Source organism: Emticicia sp. C21, assembly GCF_003418935.1.
Lineage (GTDB): Bacteria > Bacteroidota > Bacteroidia > Cytophagales > Spirosomataceae > Emticicia.
The window spans coordinates 72,161-91,014 of the sequence record NZ_QVMT01000001.1 but is presented as its reverse complement, the minus strand read 5'-3'; the positions used below and the strand labels follow the sequence as shown (position 1 = coordinate 91,014).

Here is an 18,854-nt window from a genome sequence, read left to right as displayed (position 1 = left end):
AGGGGCATTTTGCTACAAGCGTATGAAAGATTCATGTAGAATCTAACGTCCTGATGAGCCAGTAAAGGCCCAAATATCTGTTGTTTTATGGCTGATTTCTAAGGATACTACATCCGATGAGAACTCCATCGGCTTTATCTTTTATGGCTTTATAGGATTGACTTACATGACAGTTTTTCTTGTGCGAAGTAGCCAATAACTTTTTCATTTATATTTGTCACAGGTCTTAGATAACCTTTATTGTATCATTTTGATACATAAAAAAGATATATTAAGTGTCATTTGTACAAATATAATAGATTTAACCTTAAAAAAGAATTAAAATTATTCCTACAAGTTAATTTTGAAACGCTTTTTTTGAAAATATGAATGATGTACACTTGTTTTTTAGTGATATTCTAGGTTCATCATTTGTTTTTTGAGATAAATCACGATTTAATTTTTTTTGTAAAAAGGATAAAAGATGAAAAAACCAGATAAAGCAAAGATTGAAATTGATTGGATACGGGAATTAATCTTCTTCTGGGGCTTTTTCATTCTGATGTCGTTGAGTCACTGGAACTTTCTTTCATCGGTCAAAGAAATCACCGAGGGTTTTCTGCATTTTCTTATCCTCTATACCTTTGCTATCTTTTATCGGATAATTGTATTCCCACTTTTTACCAAGGGCCAACTCAATCGGTTTTTGATTGTCACAATTCTGGTTTTGCTCTCCGCAGGCATCTTTCTTTTTGTTGCCGATTATTTCTGGTTTTTCCCAGAATTTCATCAGTCGCAGAGCTGGATGAAAATGTGTCTACTTTATATAGTGAATACGGCCGTGAGCCTGATTACAATGGAGGCTATTTTCCTGCTCGAATATTTCTACAGGCAGCAAATCAGAAGCAGTAATCAGATGCTACAATTGAGCGAGGCCCAGACCAAATTGCTTCAAGCACAATTAAATCCACATTTTTTGTTCAATACCCTCAATAATCTCTATGGCATTAGTATTCAGGAGCCTAACCGGATGCCAGTAATGATTATGCAATTATCTCAACTGATGCGATATCAGGTAGAATCAGCCTCTAAACAGCAGGTGAAATTGAATGAAGAAATAGAATATTTAAATAGCTATATTCATTTAGAAAAAGAGAGGATAGGGCAGCGATGTACTGTAACCTATCAATATCCAAAACCGTTTGAATCACTGGCAACATATCAGATTGTGCCTTTACTCTTACTACCGCTTATCGAAAATGCCTTTAAGCATAGCAGTGGAACAGTGAAAAGCTGTTTTGTATCAATCAATATTTCGATGATGGGTAATACCTTAGCTCTAGATATTCTGAACTCGGTGCCGGTACATAGACCAAAACTGGTTTCAACAGGTGTAGGGATACCCAATACTAAGAAGACATTAGAAGCCTTTTATCAGGGAAGATATATACTTATTTTAGAGGAAGCCGACAGCCAGTATCGAACCCGATTGTCTCTAGACCTAAAACCTAAAACGCATGACTGAAATTACCGCTATCAGGAGTTTAAAGTGTATCATTGTTGATGATGAACGAGGGGCACATCTGGTATTGCAGCATTACATTTCGCAGATAGATAGATTAGAATTGGTAGGCAGTTGTGAAAATGCTCTGGAAGCTATCAACCTGATGCACAACATTAAAGTAGATCTGATGTTTCTGGATATTAACATGCCTCAGATGAGTGGTCTGGAAATGTTAAGTACCTTAAAAACTAAGCCCTTGGTCATATTTACTACTGCCCATTCTGATTATGCCCTGGAAAGCTATACCTATGATGTAGTTGACTATCTGCTAAAACCTATTCAGTTTACTCGTTTTCTGAAAGCAGTTGATAAGGCATTTTATCATTATGGGTTAGGTTTACCTGATAAAACAATCAACACACCGCCATCAGCGCAATTTGAAGCTTCTATCGTGATTCGGGTGGATGGTGATTGGCTAAGGGTAGAAATGGAAGAAATTAAATACGCCCAGAGCTGGGGTAATTATGTAAAAATTTTTACAGATTCTCATATTTATCTTACAGCCTTAACACTATCAGAACTTGACCAACGATTGCCGAATTCACAATTTGTGCGTGTGCATAAATCTTATTTAGTATCCATCAAACGTGTAACCCGTATCAGCGGTAATGCTTTGTATATCAACGATATTTCTTTACCTGTAGGGCTTACTTATAGAAGAGAATTGCTGGAGCAGTTTAAATGAAGATTGAGGAATTAGAATGTAGACAAACTTTGGACTGGAAACTAGTCATGTATCACGATTTTTTAACTCGTGACGCAGAAAAAAAAGTTGTTAGTTGAACAAATAGCTTAAAATTTCTGAGGTATTTTACTAAGCGTTGCAGCTTCTTCCGCCACTTCCAACTCCACATTTAGACGCACATACTTTTTTATTAACATTACCACTTGAAGCACCTCTCTTAGAAATACAGATATTTCTTCCACCGCTTCCTACCCCACCTTTGTTTTTTCTTTGAGAACCATTTTCTTTAACTGCAATTACTTTTTTATTTACGCTACTTGAAGACCCGCTTTTTGATAAAAAGACATTTTTTGCAGATCGTTTTTTTGTATATACTGTATTATCAGAAGCAAAAGTATCATCAGCATAATATGAATTTGATAACACTATCAAAACAAAAAGAGAGGTTAAAACCTGTTTCATTTTTTAGAATTTAATATAATAATTAAGAAATATCGTTTGAAGAAAACCAATATCGACTTTATCGCCAGATAGGAATCAATAATAAGTTAGAATAGACTTCAGTTTCATAATTTATAAGTATAAATTGTTTTCCAACAATCTATGAAACAAATATAGCCATATATATTAACAAGCAATATGCCATTCATTAACTTAACATATATTAACAATAAGATATTTCAATGATAAACGCTTTTAGTACAAGAATCAAGATTACAAATCATGATTAGTTATAATATAAGGCAATGATAGATTGAATATTTTTTGTGTACTTTGCAGCCGAACTTTTACAACAGAGATAGTAAAATTTTTAATGCAAGATTTTATTATCTCTTTGAAAGTATAGACTATATGAAACATCTCTTATTGTTTTTTACCCTCATTGTTGGCTTAAATACCTACGCCAGAAAAATAGAGGGATATATTGTAACAAAAGACGCTGATACAGTAAAATGCGAAGTCGTTCAGAATTTTGCCGTAATTAGTGGTATCGACATCGCTTCTTTTCAATATGGCATCAGAGTAGTATTAGAAGATGGCAAAAAACGCAACTTCATGCCGGAAGATATTAAGGCTTTTGGGATATATATCAAAAAAGATACACTCCATTTTGTTTCGGTCCGAGTTGAATCTCCCGGCTTGTTCGGAGGAAGAGACCAACGGCAAGTCTTTATGCATATCATCCAGCGCGGGCACATAAAAGTCTATTACTTTATCGACCTTATGAATGGGCCAAATGGCGCAATAAGAACGCCAGTCTATGCTGTTCAGCTAAGTTATAATGAGAATGCTCATTGGTTAGAAGCCAAGAAAAACGACTCTGGCAGATACGATTTCAAGGCATTTTTTAAGTCATTTATCCCAGAGTATTCTACCTTTTTTGATTCAATGTCTGACAAAGCCAGATTAGATGAGGTACTGGACAAAATCAGAAAATTTAATAGAGCAATGGTGAAGTAGGGAGTTTTTGTCTTATAGGGAATAATCCTATTAGAAATCAGACTTCTCAAAAATATAGACTTTGCCATTCGCCGGATTTCTGAATAGCTCTCCTGTAAAGCCTCTTGCTATTAATTCCTGTTGCAATAGCATCATGATAAATCCATGACTTACAATCAGAATTTCTTTTTCCGGCTTTGTGAGAAGTTTATCTACAAAATCAGCTAATTTCTTTTTGGTAGATTCTGTTATTTCATTCGCAGAAAGTGTTTTTCTTTTTATCAGAATAGCCCAAAGAATAATCGGAAGCCGGCGTTTTTTGTTCATCAGATTCAATACGCTTACTTCTCGCAAATCATCATGCACTTCTATTTCACCTTTAAAAATATGCCGGGCAGTTTTATAGGCTCTGCTCATGGTGCTGGCATAGCAAAGCTCCCAGTTGATGGCGCGCATATCTATGGTGGTATAGTTCACTTCAGCATGATCATATTGTGCAAACCAATCGGTTAGCGCGTCATGTCCTATCAGAAAACCTCTGGGTAATGACTGTTTTACTTTAAAATGCCTTACTAATCCTATTTTCATACTTGAGTAGTATAATTATATGCAATAAAGGCTACTGGTATAAATGCAAAGCCTTGAAAACAAAGATAACGAGTACTTTTAACTTTAATCGTTTTTATACCAAAATTGCTTTTCTTGACGCAATCAGTCAAAAATAGATTAGCCCTTGTTAAAGCCAAAAACAAGTAGAATTGATTCAGTAATTTTATTTACTAACACAAAATAATTGCCCAAACTTACTTTCGAATCGAAGCGGAATAAAGTTTTTTGCAATTATATTGTATACAATATAATTGTATGATGTATATTGCAGGCGTAAATTTTTAATGCATGACCAATTCATTGTTTTTAAAGAATCAGATTTGTTTTCCGGTGTATGCACTGGCACGAGAAATTATCAACCATTATCGACCCATATTAGATGAAATAGATTTGACTTATCCACAATATCTGGTTATGATGGTGCTTTGGGAGGAACGTATACAAACGGTTAATCAATTAGGGAGTAAGCTAATGCTAGACACCGGTACTCTCACTCCTCTGCTGAAACGGCTTCAACAAAAGGGTTTGGTTAACCGCGAAAGAAGCTCAGCAGATGAAAGAGTAGTATCTGTTTCACTCACTGATAGTGGAATGGCTCTTTTAGATAAGGCTGCTTGTATCCCTGAAAAGATGACAAATTCACTCGGTATATCACATGAAGATTTAGTACAATTGAAAAGTATAACAGATAAAATTTTAAATCAACAACAAAAAAAAAGTAATTAATAATGAAAGCCTTATACACAGCAAACGCAACGGCAACCGGGGGGAGAAACGGACACGTAAAAACTGATAATGGCATATTGGATTTACAAGTAAGATCACCAAAAGCTTTAGGTGGTGCCAATGATGATTATACTAATCCGGAACAATTATTCGCAGCGGGGTATTCAGCCTGTTTTGACAGTGCTTTAAACCGTGTTATCAGATTATCGAAGATACAAACAGGCGAAACATCAGTAACGGCTAAAGTAAGTCTTGGTCAAATAGAAAACGGGAGATTTGGATTAGCAGTTGAACTGGCCGTAAATGTTCCGGGAGTAAGCCATGAAGAGGCAACCAAACTTGTAGAACAAGCTCATCAGGTATGTCCATATTCCAATGCTACCAGAGGCAATATTGAGGTAATTTTAACAGTAACAAATAATTAAGAAAATATATTATTCTCATTATTCTAATCAGATAGGTATACCAGATTGTCGTAAATGTTCTCTCATTGTTGAATGCGATGAGAGAACATTTGTTTTTAAGCCTACTCAGCCACATTGGATTTGGTAGGAATTTCGCTTTTATGATAATTCAAATCTGATTCTCACCTATGGTTGAGGAATATAATGCTTGATACAGAAATATCTTCCTCATGATAACTCTCTTTACCCAACAATTGCACAGACAAAAAAATGGTACGGCTTTTTGCGATTTTTTAATACACTATTAGTATGGAGTATTATTAAATGCTAAAACGATGACTAAAAAAGTTTTTCTTCTTATTCTATCCATTATCTCATGGCAGACAGCAAAAGCTCAAGATAGTAAATCTCAATACTGGACGCGATATTTTAATGAATTGAGTACCAGATTGTGGGAGGTTGACACTGAATTGGAAAACAGAAGACTTTTCTTCCCAAATAAACAAAAGCAATTGATACTAAGAACGGCAATACTTTATAAATTTAATGATAAAGTGAAAGCCGGAGCAGGCTTCTTATATTCCAGAACGAATGATGAAGAGCAAAATGACCTGGCTATTCCTGAATTAAGGCCTTTTCAGCAATTAGACATCAAGCATAAAGCAGGGAAACTGAATTTTGACCATCAGTTAAGAATTGAGCAGCGTTTTGAGCAGGAAAGTGTTCATCAGCAGTTAATAAATAACTATGATTTTACACTAAGAACCCGTTATCGGATTCAGGCAGGATACCCGTTTCTGAAAAAAGAGAAAGAAAAAGGGCATTTGGCCGTACAAGTCAGTGAAGAAGTTTTTGCGAATATTGCTAATTCTAAGAGTTTTTTTGACCAGAATAGATTATATGCAGGTTTAGTATTCCAGCCTGCAAAATCAATTGCTTTAGAGTTAGGCTATATGTGGATGTTTCAGAAAGAAACTGATAAACCCGATGAAAACTGGGATATTCTGCGATTCACGTTACGGCATTATCTGGATTTTTAATACACTTCTTTATCCGATAAAAAAAGCCACCCAAAGAGCGGCTTTTTCTTACTAAAACAAAACTATTGAAATAATAGTAACCTTAATAAACCATTCAGCGCATGATGGTACATGCACTCAATAAAACTTACTTTAATTAGTAATAAAATTAAACAAAAATGGTGTCAGCAAAAAAACGAATCTGCTGAATGCCGGAATTGCCCGGATGAGTGTAGATGATTGTCGAATGAAATATTTACCGGCCCAGCCAATCTTTGAAATCAGGTACTTTATGAACACTCACAAAAACTTCTTTACGAGACACAGGCGCCAAATCTAACTTAATTTTAGTGGGTGAGTATATCTGAATAGACTTGATAGCTTTGCGCGCTACCAGAAATTGTCTGTTCATCCGAAAGAAATTGACAGGGTTTAACTGGTTTTCCAGATTATCAAGACTGTGTTCTAAAGTGAGCAGTTGGCCGGCCTTAGTCATAAGAAACGTAGCTTTTTCTTCAGAGTAAAAAAATGCAATATCTTCGGTTTCAATACTATAAATTTTGGTGCCAACAGTCACCATAAATCGGTCTTTAAAGGTTGGTTCTTTGGGTTTTTGTACCAATTGTAAAAGGGCATTCATATCAAAGCTTGGGTTTACCTGCAAAGATTTGAATTTTTCCAGCGCTCGTACAAGATCATCATAATCTATAGGTTTCAGCAAATAATCAATACTGTTCACCTTAAAGGCCTTTAACATGTATTCATCGTAAGCTGTAGTAAATATTACAGGCACAGTAAGATTAACTTGCTCAAAAATACTGAACGCCTGTCCATCCTCCAGATGAATATCCATAAAGGCAATATCAGGCATAGGATTCTGCTTAAACCAGTTTACTGCTTCTTTCACTGAGGGTAAAAGTGCTAATACTTCAATCGTAGGGTCATAGTTCAGAAGCATTCTGACTAGCTGTCGCGCAGTGCGTTCCTCATCTTCTATTATTATTACTTTCATCGCAGTAAGGGAATCTTGACAACATAAGATTGATTTATGATTTCGTGGGTAACTTTCATATCAGTGAGTAGTGCATATCGGTTTATGATATTGCTTAAGCCCACACCTGTAGATACATCCGGTTGGTCTCGTAATTGCAAAGGATTTTCGACCACCAGAAAAGGTGCATTATAAGAAATATTTACAAGAAGTGGCTCACTGACCGACATCCGGTTGTGTTTTACGGCATTTTCAACCAGCATCTGCAAAGCTAGTGGGGTGATCTGGTAATTATTTTTGATTTCGTCAGGTATATTGATAAGCACATCAAATTTATTTTCGAAGCGTATTTTAAGCAGAAAGGTATAAGACTCTATAAAATCCAACTCTGTTTTGAGTGAAATAAGCTCTTGATCACGTTGCTCCAGAATATATCGGTAGGCTTTGGATAATTGTTGCACAAATCTGGCCGAGAGATTAACATCTTCATAAATCAACGAATTAAGGATACTTAAGGAATTAAACAAAAAATGAGGATTTACCTGACTCTTTAAGGCTGCGAACTGTGCCAGCACCGCTTCTTTCTCTAGTTGTTCACTTTTTATCTGTACATCTTTTAACTGTTGATAGGCTCTGAAATTGAGTGTGAGATAAAAAGCTGAAAACATAATAACTACTGTAAAACCCTGATTGAACCGGGTAATGTAAGACCACATATCAGGTGAAAATTCAGTAGGTTTTCTCTGTGGAATTAACGAGGGCCACAAGGGGAAAACTACATTTAAAATGCCTTTGATGGTATACCTTAGTGTAAAGGTATAAGCTATAGATAAACCCAATGCGATGACTATAGAGACCATTAAAGCCATGATACTGAATTTCATCAGAAAATCTTTACCTAACCATATACCTATTTGATACTGAATCCAGTCGGTGAAAGTAATCCAGATAAAATACATAAGCATGGTTAATGAAAGAAAGGCAATTGCTATACCCAGAAACAGGGGCGAGAACACATGACTCTTTTCAGTATTAGGCATATTTACATAAAACAAAACCGGAGAATAAAATATCAATAAGCGAAGAGCTAACTGCCACTTTTGCCTGGATGTTAATAAATTAGCCATACATACACGTTTAAGAAGTGGCAAAGGTAGAGAGGGAGTTCTGGTATTTCAAAGAAAATAAGAAGAGCAGACAATTCAAAGGAATGAACGTAGCTTTTTTGGGGATGAGTGTATCAGGAAGAGTAAATATAGAGAACTTTGGAAGAAAAGACGTTTTGACAGGAAATAGAATTACACAAACTTATCATTTGTATAGAAACAGAAGCTTCTGTTTCTATACAAATGAATTGATTTTACTTAATTACAAGCCTGAATCTCGGCTTTAAATGTGCTTCTATATTCAGCCACAAAACCTGGATTAAGCGTGATTGACTTACCCGCCTGGAAACTCACATTAGCAGAAGGTGAATAATTAGGATCTCCAACTTTCTTTGATGATTCGATGGTATCCAAAGCCTTGATATCATTCGTACCCGTAGCTATATGTGCTGATACTACTGTATTGGCAGTAGCAATCGTTACATTCACATTTGCCGCACCTCCGGTACTGCATCTGGCTACATATGTTGTAGCAGTAGTCGGTTTAACGGTTATGGCCGTGCCGGCTGTGCCTTGCTGCCCTGAAACACCTGCATACCAGTTAATAGTACCTGAGCAACCACTAGCATTAAGGGTAACCGAACTACCAGGACAAATTAAGGCTTTGGCAGGAGAGATAGTAATTGTTGCCTGGCCCTCGCAATTGGCTGATTGAGCAATAACAATACTGACTTCTGCACTTATGCAACCATTTTTAGATTTACAATAGCCTTTATAGGTACCTGGGTTATTGACTGCTCGGGCAACTGTACTTAAAGGATTAAAACCGGAACCCGAATTTGGTTGGGTCGTGGTTGTGCTCCAGTAAAAAGCATCTAATTTTGAGGTACATGTACCTGTTAATAAAGCCACTTCATCTTTACAGATAGTCTCATTGTCTGTTGTAATTGTAGCAACAGGCATCGGATTTACCGTCAGAATAAATACATCAGATGAATCGCTAGAACAGCCATCGTGGCTTGCTAATACCTTGTAGGTACGGCTGATTGTAGGAGAAACCGTGATAGCCTGACCTGTTAACCCACCAGTCCAATTGAAAGTAGGTAAATCAGCGATATTGCTATTAACTGAAGAAGCTGTAAGTAAAACATTCTCTCCTCCACATATTTTATTAGTTCCGGTAATAACAGGCTTACTTGGGGTAGGCTTTACTATTAACTCAGTACTTGCTACTCTCTCACTCACGCAATTGCCGCTCCTACATTCAACAATATAGGTTGTTGTAATGGTCGGGTGAAGAACCAGACTACTTCCGGTTCCAATACTTGTCCCTAAACTATCTAGTCTGCCTGTTTCAGTATTATACCAGGTCGGTGTTCCTACCCCACAATTAGCTGATACAGTTACGCTCTCACCACTACAAATGATTGATTTATTAACCGAAACACTGGTTGGTGTAATGGGCTGAGCAGTCAACACCACCTGGCTGGTTGCCACTCTGTTACTAAAACAGTCACCACTTTTACAGGTGGCATAATAGGTAGTAGCAATGTTTGGTGACTGGCTTAAGGTATTACCCGTTCCGATAGCTGTTCCTCCTGTTGCCTGATTATACCAGGTAATAGTTCCCGCTGCACAGGTAGCAGATAATATAACACTTTTACCTGAACAAATAGCTATTGAATCAACTGAAACTCCGGTTGGTATGGCTGGTAGCGAAGTTACCGTAACAGCATTTGTAGCTAATCTGTTACTAATACAGGTTCCATTCTGGCAAGCCGCGTAATAAGTAGTAGCAATAGTAGGATTCTGACTTAAACTATTTCCGGTACCGATAGCCGTTCCACCAGTTGCCTGATTATACCAGGTAATAGTTCCGGTAGCACAAGTAGCTGTAAGTATAACCGGACTTCCGCTACAAATAGTGGTTTTATCTACCGCTACACTTGTTGGAGTGCCAGGTTGTGAAGTTACCACTACCTGACTTGTGGCTACTCTACTACTGATACAAACACCACTCTCGCAAGAGGCATAGTACGTAGTAGTAGTAGCAGGGTTTTGGTTCAGACTATTACCAGTGCCGATGGCAGTTCCGCCAGTGGCTTGGTTATACCAGGTAATAGTGCCGGTAGCACAAGTAGCAGCTAAAGAAACCGTAGTACCACTGCAAATAGCTGTATTATTAACAGAAACACTTGTTGGTATAGTAGTTTGAGTGCTAACTACTACTTCATTGGTAGCTTCTCTGGCGCTTACACAATTGCCACTTTCACAAGAGACATAGTAAGTGGTATTGGTAGTCGGGCTTTGACTAAAACCAGTGCCAATGCCTATGGGTGCTCCGCCTGTTGCCTGCTTGTACCAGGTGATAGTACCTGTAGCACAAGTAGCTGATAAAGAAATACCTGAACCAATACAAATAGCTGATTTATCAACAGATACACCTGAAGCTACCGTTGGTTGGGCAGTTACTATTATTGCGCTTGTAGCCTTTCTACCACTAATACATTCTCCATTTTCACAGGCGGCATAGTAAATTGCATTGGTAGTCGGGCTTTGGGTTAAATCATTGCCAGTTCCAATAATTGTTCCTCCACTTGCCTGATTATACCAGATTACAGTTCCGATAGTACATACAGAACTTAAAGAAATACTTGTTCCGCTACAGATGATTGTTTTATCCACTGCGGTAATGGGTGGCGTAGTAGGTTGTGGTGTAACCACTACTTGTTCTGTAGCTACTCTGCTTCTTACGCAGTTGCCAGTTTCGCAAGAGGCATAGTAAGTAGTAGAAGTTGTTGGGGTTTGGTTCAGGCTATTACCTGTCCCGATGGCAGTTCCTCCGGTTGCCTGATTATACCAGGTAATGGTTCCGGTAGCGCAAGTCGCATTTAAAGACACAGTTGTACTCAGACAAATGGCTGTTTTATTAACTGAAACATTGGTTGGGATTTCAGGAACGGGAACTACTGTAACTGCTTGAATAGCCACACGCTCACTTACTGAAGTACCGCTTCCGCAGGTAGCGTAGTAAGTTGTAGTTTCGGTTGGAGTTTCGCCAAACAGACCTATTCCAACAGATGTGCCACCGGTTGCCTGTTTATACCAGATCACTTGTGGTTCACCACAAGTGATAGAAAGAAAAATATCGGTACCAGCACAAATAGTTTTTTCAGCCGGATACGAAGAAACTGGATTTAATGCGCGTGTTTTTACAAAAAATCCACCAAATCCTGTGGTTTCAAAAGTTACTTCCCAACGGTTCAAAGTACCATTCCACACAATATTATTATCGTCAATCTCAATAGTAGAAATAGCTCCACTATAAGTTGTTTCGGCGCCAGTAGTATTATTGCTGGTTGTACCAGCGCGTTTTTCAATATATAAATTACTAATTGCTTGTGTATCACTACTGTTGGCAGGTAACTTCCTTCTTCTTGTATTTATCTGAGTATTATACGAGTTAAAATCTCCCTGAGTGAAATAAAGTGTTACAGTTCCTGTTGCTGTAGTATCATTTACAGAAGAATTAATTTCGTAGTGACGTTTTACATAAGTATTTGTTTCTGAATTATCCAGCCACATTTTAGCGTCAATCGTACCATTTACAGGGTTAGCACCTGATGGTTTTACTGTACTGATAAGCTTGTTATAAACATCACAATTGCAAGTAGTTTGATCTGTAATATTCTGTATAGCTGAATTAAAAGTGTTTGATAGCCCTGTTGTGATACCAATCTGATTAGTGGGACTACAATAGCCCATCGTCCATATTCTTTTGTTATTGGAAGCATTAGTGAAAAATAACTTTTCATCAACCAGTGCAAAATTTGTGTTATTATCAGAAGTACTCGCCGCATCTATATCCTTTACCAATTTGGTGCCGTTGGCCGTTCCGTCGGTTTTCCATAATTTATATCCATCAGTGCCGGTCGTAGCCATAAAGTATAAGGCACCATTTGCTTTTGCAAAATAGCTATTTGTATTATTTGTCGACATAAAGCTACCCGAACCACCATTAATTTCCTTTAAAAGGGTTGCCGTCGTACCATTAGTTGTCCACAGTTCTTTGCCATGTACGCCATCATCAGCGATAAAACAGATGATGCCATTGATACTGGTAATATTAGAAGGATTGCTACTACCTGTAGCATGAATGTTTTGGATCATGACTGTGCTGGCCTCGGTTCCATTGGTTTTCCATAATTCTCTGCCATTGGTTCCATCCTCAGCTACAAAATACAAGGTATTATTAATATCGGTTAAATTAGTCGGTGCAGCACTACTTGCATTAGGGTTGATATTTTTTACCATTACTGTTCCGCCAGCAGTGCCATTACTTTTCCATAATTCAGTTCCGTTGACACCATCATTCACTATAAAATATAAAACGCCATTTGAAACAGTTAAAAGAGGCCCGAGATTCCAGGTAAATTGTTTAATGAGTGTGGTGGTAGTTCCATCACTTTTATATAAACCATATATAGAACCAGTATATCCGTAAAAGTATATGATTCCTGCCATTTCAGTAAAGTCATATATGTCTGACATTCCAGTTGTCACAGCTACTGTACCATCATTCGTACCGTTGGTTTTCCATATTTTCCTACCGCCTCCATCATTAGCGAGAAAATATAGAGTACCGTTTAAGAATTTAAACTTGTTAGGGTAGCTGCTATAAGCACCATAACTAAAAGGACCATCACTATAGCCAGGATATATATCTTTTAATAAATTGGTAGAGGTACCATCACTTTTGTATAATTCTATTTCCTCATCATAGTCGCTATAACCGCCAGGAGAATATAGATTACCACCCACATTTATAGATTCAGTAGGGTAGTCCTCAAAAAAATAGCCAACATTTTTTCTCACATTTCCTGTTAAGGGATTAAGAGTATTTAAACTATAATAACTATAATCAGGATGTTCTAAAAAATATAATACACCTGTACCACCGACTATACTTGTAATGCCATATGAATTGTAATAACTATCTTCATAAGCTACATAAGGGAATAGTTCCGGTACAAAAACACTTATCTGGTTTGTAGCTACTCGGTTACTGGTGCAGGTGACACTTTCGCAGGCAACATAGTAAGTAATATTAGTAGCAGGGGTTTGGCTTAAAGAATTGCCTGTCCCAATGGCCGTTCCTCCAGCAGACTGGTTATACCAGGTGATAGTTCCTGTCGCACAGTTAGCTGTTAGCGAAACACTTGCCCCACTTGTAATGGAGGTTTTATCAACCGAAACATCGGTTGGGTTAGCCGGAACTGAATTAATTATTACCTCGTTTGTAGCTACTCTGCTGCTGGTGCAGTTGGCATTCTCGCAGGAAACAAAATAGGTAGTATTTACCTCAGGAGTTTGATTTAGACCATTGCCCGTCCCGAGGGCAATTCCACCCGTAGTCTGATTATACCATGTAATCGTTCCGATAGTACAGGTAGCACTTAAAGAAATGCCCGAACCCACGCAAACGTTGGTTTTGTTCACTGAAACGGCAGTTGGGTTAACAGGTTGAATTGTCACTACTACCTGGTTTGTGGCTACCCGGTTGCTAAAGCAATTCTCGCTCTCACAAGCAGCATAGTAAGTTGTATTTTCGGTAGGACTTTGGCTTAGTGTAGCACCCGTTCCGATTGCTGATCCTCCGGTAGCCTGATTATACCAGTTGATAGTTCCGGTAGCGCAGGTAGCACTTAAAGAAACGCTTGTACCAGAACAGATAGCTGAATTACTAACAGACACCCCTGTTGGTATAGCGGGTATTGGTTTTATATTTACTTCGCTGGTTGCCACTCTGGGACTTACGGAAGTACCATCTTCGCAGGCTGCATAATAAGTAGTAGCCATTGATGGGCTTTGACTAAGGTTATTGCCAGTACCAAGCGCTGTTCCTCCGGTAACTTGATTATACCAGGTAATAGTACCGGTACTACACGTAGCCGTTAGTGCTACAGGGCTACCACTACAGATAGCCGACGAACCAGCAGCTACAGCAGTAGGTTCGGCCATTGGTACTGTTTTTAGAAAAAATCCACCGAACCCTGTGGTTTCAAAAGTTACCTCCCAGCGGCTGGCTGTATTATTCCAGGTGGTAGTCAAATTCTGGGATTCGATAGTACTTATATTCCCGGAATAAGTATCCGGTAAGCCTGTATTGTCACTACTTGTACCGATATGTTGCTCAATCTTTAAATTACTTTTGCGGGCATTATCACTGCTGCTGGTCGGGAGTTTGGCAGTAGGAGTAATAGCGTTGTAGGCATCAAAATCTGCCTGCGTGAAATAAAGCGTTATGGTACCTGTGGTAGTAGAGGCATCAGTAACAGGGTTTATTTCATAATGTCGCCTTGCATAAGTGACAGGTGCTGATGATTCTATCCATGCTTTAGCATCGATTGAAGAGGTATAAGGGGTGACACCTGAAGATTTAGTAGTGGTGATAAGATTTTTATAAATATCACAAGCACAAGTAGTTGAAGCCGGAGAGCTTTGCAGTTCTGTAGCATAAGTACCTGATTCACCTGTGGTAGTACCAATAGTATTGGTAATGGTGCAATTACCCATTCCCCACAGCTCATTACCCGTGATAGTACTTGTACCATCGGCACTGAAATATAAAACGTTATTGACATTAGTTAATAATGTTGGAGAAGAACTAGTGCTGCCTGTATTTATATCTTTTACCAGTTTAGTATTGGCTTCAGTGCCATCGGTTTGCCATAATTCAATGCCGTTAGTACCATCAGTTGCTGTAAAGTACAGGATACCATTGACTATTGTCAGGTTAGCCGGAGAAGAACTGCCCGCATTAGGATTAATATCTGTAATGCGCACGGTTCCGGCATCAGTACCAGTTGTTTTCCATAATTCTGTACCATTCGTGGCATTAGTAGCTGTAAAATATACAGCATTATTAAAATAGATAAAGTTACTCGGATTACTATCTCCGGAACCATGAATATCTTTTACCATCACAGTATTTGCAGATGTCCCATCACTTTTCCACAATTCAACACCATTTGTACCATCGTTGGCAGTAAAATACAAAGTGCCGTTCATGTCGGCTAGATTAGCCGGAGAAGAACCACCTGATCCGGTAACGATATTTTTTACAATTGATGTACCAGCAGATGTGCCATTACTTTTCCATAATTCTTTACCATTGGTAGCATCAGTTTTTGTAAAAAAGACAAACTATTAGAAGAGACCGCTTCACCGATAGTTTCAGTACTGGGATAGCTTGTTATAGTAGTAACTGTTGTACCATTCGTTTTTCTTAATCTAACAGGGGCTACTCCTTCATCAGAAAATTCATCATTAAAATAATATATATCTGTCCCAACATAATCAAAAGTATTCCTTATATAATAACCTTGAGTATCAACTTCAAGACGTGTTCCTGTAGTTGTTGCTTCTATTTTCCAGAAAACGAAATAATAATTATTGCCATTGAGTTCAGAATAAGCTCTAAAATATAAACTATTACCAATAACCTTAAAACCAGATAAATTACTAAAAGTTTTACCGCTGGCATTCATCACCTCTATAGTGCCAGCTGATGTGCCATCGCTTTTCCATAGATTATAATTATTGACAAAAAATAAAGTACCATTTACCGCTGTCAATAGCCTTGAACTGCCAGAACCCAATTGTTTAACCAATTGAGGTGATGATGAAGAACTGGCCTTCCAAAGAGAAGACTCTCCGCTATTTTCCACCGTATAATACAAAGTGCCATTGACATTGACCAGATTCGATGGATTCTGAACAACCTCAGTACTGCTGTTTTTCACTAGGTAAGGCACTTGAGCAAGTGCCAATTGCGTTGAAAATAACAAAAAGGCTATAAAGAGCCCCTTCTTTAAGTTAAATAGAAGTCTTCTCATTTAATTTATGGGACAAGAGTTATGAAAATACAAAGGGAATTGCAGACAAGAAAACGGCAGCCCTACCAGGTTAGGAGGGAGTGTACTATACGTAGTTTGAAGAGTTTGCTTGATTACAATTTTAATAACAGCACAGCAGCGTGCTAAAATTTTTTAACTTTTTATTCTGATTTTCTACATTTTGGATTTTAAGATCAAATATCCTCTGAGAGTAGCAGGAAGATATTCTGGGTAAATAATTAATGATACAAAAATTTAATACTTAAGTGTTTACTTCTCTTATTGAACATTTCTAACATTCTTCTGGAGTGTCAGAAACAAAAGTTATGGTGATTTTAAATGTATTAAATTTGGCCTAATTATTTACTGTGGATTGCGCGCAAAAAGAAGCGCTGCTAAGATTTGGAATTCAAAGATAATGAAAGATTGGATTAATAGAAAATAAATTTTTTATTAAGCGGCTACATTTCGTGATTTTCGTATAAGATTCAGAAATGTAGCCTGTATGTTTGTAGAGAGACTTTTGCTACCCCTTTTCTATTTCTTAGCTCTTTTGGCTCTTACATATTGCACCGGCCAGGTTGTTTCCTGTTCCAATTCTGTAGCTGCGCGTAGTGGGAAATATGGGTCACGGAGTAATTCTCTAGCCAGAAATACCAAATCGGCTTTGCCTGAGGTGATGATTTCATCCGCTTGTTCGGCCGTAACAATTAAACCAACTGCTCCTGTTTTGATGCCTGTTTCGGCCTTGATAGTTTCTGCAAAAGGTACCTGATAACCAAGGCCTACAGGGATATTAGCCGGAGCAGTTAAACCACCTGAAGAGCAATCTATTACGTCTACTCCTTTGTCTTTAAGAATAGCAGCCAGACGGACAGAGTCATCAGATGTCCATCCGTTTTGTTCCCAATCAGTAGACGAAATACGAACGAATAGGGGATAGTCTTCTGGTAAAATAGTTCGTACTTTATCAACCAGAGTCAGTAAAAGCCTGATTCGATTTTCAAAACTCCCACCATATTCATCAGTTCTTTTATTGATTAGTGGAGATAGAAACTCATGAATCAGATAACCGTGAGCTGCATGTATCTCAATAACTTTAAAACCTGCTTCCAATGCACGATGTGTAGCCGCTTTGAAATCGTTAATTACCTGTTGGATACCCTCAAAAGTTAAAGCTTCTGCTCTGCTTTTGCCATCACTCAATATCACCTCACTTGAAGAAAAATTTTGCCAGCCACCGTCTGATTCTGGAATGAACTTGCCGCCTTTCCAAGGACTTTGTGTGCTGGCCTTATGCCCTGCATGTGCCAGTTGAATACCTGCTATTGCTCCTTGCTGATGGATAAAGTCGGTTATTCTTTTAAGAAAAGGAATATGTTCATCTTTCCAGATGCCTAAATCATCAGGTGAAATACGGCCATCTGGAGAGACTGCCGTTGCTTCGGTTAATATTAAAGCAGCACCACCCACAGCACGGCTCCCTAAATGCACTAAATGCCAATCATTAGCAAAACCATCTTCGCTTGAATATTGACACATCGGAGAAACAACAATTCGATTTTTTAGGGTAAGACCTCTGATTGTTAATGGAGAAAAAAGATTTGGATTCATATAACGGATATAATATTTCTGATAAAATTCAAACGCCTGACAGTTGTTTTATGTTCCAGTAAAAGATAGAATCAGCTATTACTTATATTTTTGCTTAGAAAATTCAGATTCTATACAAAATTTTCACCCTGATTTATAAGTTAGCATAAGGATAAATTACCTCATAAATGGCATGACAGTAAACAGAGATATTTTAAAACGATTTATTATTCCACCGCTTCTATTTATTATCTCATTGGGCTTATTCAGTATCATTACGCACGAAATAGTGTATGAACAGGAAGATTGGTTTGACACTAAAGTCTTTACATTTATCAAAACTTATTCTTCTGCTTTTGTCATCAGTTTTTTCAAGTTCCTTACTTTTTTTGGCTCAAGTACTTTCTTATTTCCGGCCTATGTTATCATGGTTATTACATTGGTATATATTGGCCGCAGGGCTGATGCCATCCATGTAAGTATTTTGGGTATTACTAGTACGGTGATTATCTATACTTCTAAATTATTTTTTGCTCGCCCTCGCCCGGATCTGCCATTATTTGATAAACTGGATAGCTTTAGCTTTCCAAGCGGGCATTCTATGGGCTCGTTTGTTTTTGTATGTATATTAATCCGTGAGTTGTGGGAGTGTGCCATAGCTATTTATTGGAAGTGGATAATAAGCTTTTGTTTACTCGCTACCACTTTTGCCATTGGAATAAGTAGAATTGTATTAAGGTATCATTACGCAAGTGATGTAGTGGGAGGCTTCTGCCTGGGATTAGCGTATGTGCTGTTTTATTTTAGAATGCAGAAATTGGTCAGGAAAGTAAGATAGAT

15 protein-coding genes are annotated in these 18,854 nt (G+C 37.8%); 7 read left to right on the top strand and 8 right to left on the bottom strand.

The genetic code is table 11. From position 1 onward, the window contains the following. Positions 1-85: 85 nt before the first annotated feature. Positions 86-208 (bottom strand): hypothetical protein, encoded by a 123-nt coding sequence (locus D0T08_RS28040; protein ID WP_255413501.1) that lies wholly within the window; start codon positions 206-208, stop codon positions 86-88. Positions 209-463: 255 nt separating this feature from the next. Between D0T08_RS28040 and D0T08_RS00425 the strand changes: the two genes are divergently transcribed. Then, a complete protein-coding gene (locus D0T08_RS00425; protein ID WP_116980599.1) occupies positions 464-1,504 on the top strand; it encodes a sensor histidine kinase in 1,041 nt (346 codons plus the stop codon). After that, positions 1,497-2,228, top strand: a complete 732-nt coding sequence (locus D0T08_RS00420) for a LytTR family DNA-binding domain-containing protein (protein ID WP_199538095.1) — start codon at positions 1,497-1,499, stop codon at positions 2,226-2,228. The genes D0T08_RS00425 and D0T08_RS00420 overlap by 8 nt, the downstream gene beginning before the upstream one ends. A gap of 129 nt (positions 2,229-2,357) precedes the next feature. Here the strand turns inward: D0T08_RS00420 and D0T08_RS00415 are convergent, their stop codons facing one another. Beyond that, positions 2,358-2,690: a hypothetical protein gene (locus tag D0T08_RS00415; RefSeq protein ID WP_116980598.1), complete on the bottom strand. Its 333-nt coding sequence runs from the start codon at positions 2,688-2,690 to the stop codon at positions 2,358-2,360. A 390-nt stretch (positions 2,691-3,080) separates the two neighbouring features. On the opposite strand from D0T08_RS00415, the gene D0T08_RS00410 reads away from it, so the two are divergent. Beyond that, positions 3,081-3,689: a hypothetical protein gene (locus tag D0T08_RS00410; protein ID WP_116980597.1), complete on the top strand. Its 609-nt coding sequence runs from the start codon at positions 3,081-3,083 to the stop codon at positions 3,687-3,689. A gap of 30 nt (positions 3,690-3,719) precedes the next feature. Here the strand turns inward: D0T08_RS00410 and D0T08_RS00405 are convergent, their stop codons facing one another. Further along, positions 3,720-4,256, bottom strand: coding sequence for a histidine phosphatase family protein (locus tag D0T08_RS00405; RefSeq protein WP_116980596.1), 537 nt, complete (start codon positions 4,254-4,256; stop codon positions 3,720-3,722). Between the two features lie 309 nt (positions 4,257-4,565). On the opposite strand from D0T08_RS00405, the gene D0T08_RS00400 reads away from it, so the two are divergent. The 3 genes from D0T08_RS00400 (at position 4,566) to D0T08_RS00390 (ending at position 6,447) form a co-directional block, all read left to right on the top strand. Beyond that, positions 4,566-5,003, top strand: coding sequence for a MarR family winged helix-turn-helix transcriptional regulator (locus D0T08_RS00400; RefSeq protein ID WP_116980595.1), 438 nt, complete (start codon positions 4,566-4,568; stop codon positions 5,001-5,003). 2 nt (positions 5,004-5,005) lie between these two features. Beyond that, complete coding sequence (locus D0T08_RS00395) at positions 5,006-5,428, top strand: organic hydroperoxide resistance protein (protein ID WP_116980594.1); 423 nt, start codon at positions 5,006-5,008, stop codon at positions 5,426-5,428. 314 nt (positions 5,429-5,742) lie between these two features. Further along, positions 5,743-6,447, top strand: a complete 705-nt coding sequence (locus D0T08_RS00390) for a DUF2490 domain-containing protein (RefSeq protein WP_116980593.1) — start codon at positions 5,743-5,745, stop codon at positions 6,445-6,447. A 235-nt stretch (positions 6,448-6,682) separates the two neighbouring features. Here the strand turns inward: D0T08_RS00390 and D0T08_RS00385 are convergent, their stop codons facing one another. The 5 genes from D0T08_RS00385 to D0T08_RS00365 all read right to left on the bottom strand — a co-directional run bounded on the left by D0T08_RS00385 (position 6,683) and on the right by D0T08_RS00365 (position 18,035). Further along, a complete protein-coding gene (locus D0T08_RS00385) occupies positions 6,683-7,438 on the bottom strand; it encodes a LytTR family DNA-binding domain-containing protein (RefSeq protein ID WP_116980592.1) in 756 nt (251 codons plus the stop codon). Then, positions 7,435-8,544 carry a sensor histidine kinase gene (locus tag D0T08_RS00380; protein ID WP_116980591.1) on the bottom strand — a complete coding sequence of 370 codons (1,110 nt, stop codon included), beginning with the start codon at positions 8,542-8,544 and terminating at the stop codon, positions 7,435-7,437. The genes D0T08_RS00385 and D0T08_RS00380 overlap by 4 nt, the downstream gene beginning before the upstream one ends. Positions 8,545-8,781: 237 nt before the next feature. Continuing rightward, entirely contained in the window at positions 8,782-15,594 is a 6,813-nt protein-coding gene (locus tag D0T08_RS00375; RefSeq protein ID WP_116980590.1) for an ELWxxDGT repeat protein, read from the bottom strand. A gap of 50 nt (positions 15,595-15,644) precedes the next feature. Next, positions 15,645-16,421, bottom strand: a complete 777-nt coding sequence (locus D0T08_RS27865; RefSeq protein ID WP_116980589.1) for a hypothetical protein — start codon at positions 16,419-16,421, stop codon at positions 15,645-15,647. A 537-nt stretch (positions 16,422-16,958) separates the two neighbouring features. Next, the gene (locus D0T08_RS00365; RefSeq protein ID WP_116980588.1) at positions 16,959-18,035 is read right to left on the bottom strand and encodes an NADH:flavin oxidoreductase/NADH oxidase; all 1,077 of its coding nucleotides are present in this window, start codon (positions 18,033-18,035) and stop codon (positions 16,959-16,961) included. A 172-nt stretch (positions 18,036-18,207) separates the two neighbouring features. On the opposite strand from D0T08_RS00365, the gene D0T08_RS00360 reads away from it, so the two are divergent. Continuing rightward, a complete protein-coding gene (locus D0T08_RS00360) occupies positions 18,208-18,852 on the top strand; it encodes a phosphatase PAP2 family protein (protein WP_116980587.1) in 645 nt (214 codons plus the stop codon). Positions 18,853-18,854 lie beyond the last annotated feature (2 nt).